The sequence below is a fragment of the Streptomyces sp. NPDC111516 genome (genome assembly GCF_055635345.1).
Genome location: NZ_JBVKBV010000071.1, coordinates 1 through 2,238, shown reverse-complemented (window position 1 = coordinate 2,238; position 2,238 = coordinate 1). Strand labels below are relative to the sequence as shown.

General features: G+C 68.1%; 4 protein-coding genes and 1 pseudogene. 1 reads left to right on the top strand and 4 read right to left on the bottom strand.

Features of this window, described 5'->3' with window-relative positions; translation table 11 throughout:
* Window positions 1-92: 92 nt before the first annotated feature.
* The 3 genes from ACZ7L9_RS38060 to ACZ7L9_RS38050 form a co-directional block, all read right to left on the bottom strand.
* Complete coding sequence (locus tag ACZ7L9_RS38060) at window positions 93-314, bottom strand: hypothetical protein (protein WP_471422096.1); 222 nt, start codon at window positions 312-314, stop codon at window positions 93-95.
* Window positions 302-589 carry a transposase gene (locus ACZ7L9_RS38055; protein WP_471422095.1) on the bottom strand — a complete coding sequence of 96 codons (288 nt, stop codon included), beginning with the start codon at window positions 587-589 and terminating at the stop codon, window positions 302-304. The genes ACZ7L9_RS38060 and ACZ7L9_RS38055 overlap by 13 nt, the downstream gene beginning before the upstream one ends.
* Before the next feature lie 292 nt (window positions 590-881).
* The gene (locus ACZ7L9_RS38050; protein ID WP_471422094.1) at window positions 882-1,133 is read right to left on the bottom strand and encodes a hypothetical protein; all 252 of its coding nucleotides are present in this window, start codon (window positions 1,131-1,133) and stop codon (window positions 882-884) included.
* A gap of 340 nt (window positions 1,134-1,473) precedes the next feature.
* Here ACZ7L9_RS38050 and ACZ7L9_RS38045 point away from each other — a divergent pair, with 340 nt between their 5' ends.
* Window positions 1,474-1,689 (top strand): hypothetical protein, encoded by a 216-nt coding sequence (locus tag ACZ7L9_RS38045; RefSeq protein WP_471422093.1) that lies wholly within the window; start codon window positions 1,474-1,476, stop codon window positions 1,687-1,689.
* A 95-nt stretch (window positions 1,690-1,784) separates the two neighbouring features.
* Here the strand turns inward: ACZ7L9_RS38045 and ACZ7L9_RS38040 are convergent.
* Window positions 1,785-1,955, bottom strand: a pseudogene (locus tag ACZ7L9_RS38040) (helicase associated domain-containing protein); the annotation flags it as partial.
* Between the last annotated feature and the right edge of the window lie 283 nt (window positions 1,956-2,238).

The following is a 2,238-nucleotide window of genomic DNA, read 5'->3' as shown; positions in this document are numbered from 1 at the left end:
GGGAGATCCGCGACGACATCCACGAAGCCTTCCTCACCCTCGGATGCGCACTCATCTGCTGGCGACGCCTGAATTCATTGCGATAGGAGTTCTTAGGTGCCGCCGGACTTGGCGAACTCCTCCGTGACCGCCTCCGTCAGCTCCTGACGGCGTACTTCCCGCTGGGTGGGGGTGCGGTTGCGATGCTTGTAGAACCACGACTCGCTCATGCCCAGGGCATGGCAGGCGACGCGGTGCGGTATGCCGTGCTCGGTCCTGAAGTCGCTGATCACCCCGACGACGGCCGCCGGGTCCGCCACGGCTACTTCACCCACAGGACCATGCAACGTTTGAGGACTTCACGCTCCATCGCCAGTTCCTTGTTGTCCCGCTTGAGCTGGGCATTCTCCCGCCGCAGCCGCTCCAGTTCGTCGCTCGCGCTCGCCGGCGCGGCCCCCGCGCGGCGGGCCCGGGACACCCAGCTGGCCAGCGTGGTCTCGTTGATCCCCAAGTCCTCCGCGACCTCAGGGATCGACTTGCCGGTCTCCGTCACGATCCGTACAGCCCCCTCACGGAACTCCGGCTCGAACTTCCGTCGCTTCTCCGCCATGACTCTCAACATCCCCTGCAGTCACGGTCTCCACGCTACGAGGGGAGAGACACCGCGAAGCTCGTGCATGGTTCGCCACCGCAGGTCGCGCCGCCGAAGAGGCCAACGACGCCACCCTGCACGCCTGGGTCCTCGCCCGCGAAGCGATGGTGCAGCTCAACTGGGGAGCCCCAGCGCACGCTGCCGCCCTCGCCGACCGCGCCCGCCACCTCGCAGGCCCGCAGCCCTCCGCGGCAGCGGCACTGGCTGCCGCAGTCGCCTCCCGCGCCTATGCCGCCCAGGAGAATCGAGATCAGGCCCTACGAGCCGCGCAGGACGCAGAGACGCTTGTCCAGCGGCTCACCCTCCAGCAGAGCGACGAGCACCGCCGGCCGAACGCCTCCCGGATCTCCTCCACGGAACAAGGGTCACGGACATCGGGCCAGGCCCGCGGATCCATCCGCGCGGCCTCCACGAGCGCCATCACCTCCCGCCGGGCCCGGTCGTCCGGCAGCTGCGCCATGACCTCCACTGCGAGCTCCTTCACCACCACGCCGTACCGCATTTTGCACACCCCCGTGTGATCGACTCGGGCAGCAGCGTACGGAGGAACCGCCGTTCACGTTCGGGCCTGTGGATAACCCGGACCGGGGATGGTCCAGGCGCCGGACGGCGGCATGGGGTACATGTACCGGTATGGCGCGTGAGCGGGTGCGGTGGCCGGCCGTGGTGGACCGGGCGAGGCAGATCGTGCAGGGGTACGCGCCGCTCAAGGTCACGCTGCGGCAGGTCTTCTCTCCGTAGTCTGGCTCTGTCTCATCACAACAGGTGGTTTGATCACTTAGCTCTGGATCATGGGCTGTTGTCCTGTTCTCCTCTGTTCTGGGTCTTCCGGAGAGGGAGAGATGGACTTGTACTTCGTGAAGCGGTCGCTGGCCGAGCGATACGGTGACGGACTGCCGACCGGGGAGTGTGGGGCGGTGCCGCTGCTGGACCGGCGGGCGATCCCGGACGGCATGCCGGTGTTCTTGGACGGGGACATGCGGCCGGTGGAGCCGGTCTCGTCGTGGTTCCGGCACCTTGCCTATCAGGATCGGGATCCGGCGACGATGCGCTCGTAAGCGTACGTGGTGTCGCGGCTGGTGGACTTCCTGCAGGAGCGGGGCACGGGCCTGCTCTCCGCGGGTGAGGCGGACTTGGTGGCCTACCGCCGGCAGCGCTCCTGCTGCTCGGGCAGGAGCCGCGCCCAGATGCCTGGCTTCTTCTGCTGCTTCAGCCATTTCCCCAGATCATCGCCCTCGAAGAGGACGCCCGGCTGGATATCGGGCAGCACGCCGTCGGCCTCGGTGTCGGCGAGGTCGGCGAGGACGCGGTAGTGCCGCTGCCAGTGCGACAACTTTTCCCCGCACCTGACTACGAAGAGGTGCCAGCAGGTCGGCACCCCATGCCGACGACCGGCGCCTACGCGCCGCCGTGGGCAGGGCGAACGTAGCCTGATGCGGCACTAGCGTTTGACCTGCTCAGACCCTTCGTGGCCTTGCCCATGGAGGCTGCCGTCGTCCGCCGGATCGCTGATGTGGAATCCGGTGTGCGGCGCGGTTGTGCGCTGGAGGGCGAGGAGGGCGGCGTCGTCGCCGAGTGCCCCGCCGACGTGGGCGAGGAGGTCCTGT

What these genes read in the sequence shown, in the direction of transcription:
- ACZ7L9_RS38045 (WP_471422093.1), top strand. Translation starts at nt 1,474, where the DNA reads ATGGACTTGTACTTCGTGAAGCGGTCGCTGGCCGAGCGATACGGTGAC.
- ACZ7L9_RS38050 (WP_471422094.1), bottom strand. Translation starts at nt 1,133, where the DNA reads ATGCGGTACGGCGTGGTGGTGAAGGAGCTCGCAGTGGAGGTCATGGCG.
- ACZ7L9_RS38055 (WP_471422095.1), bottom strand. Translation starts at nt 589, where the DNA reads ATGGCGGAGAAGCGACGGAAGTTCGAGCCGGAGTTCCGTGAGGGGGCT.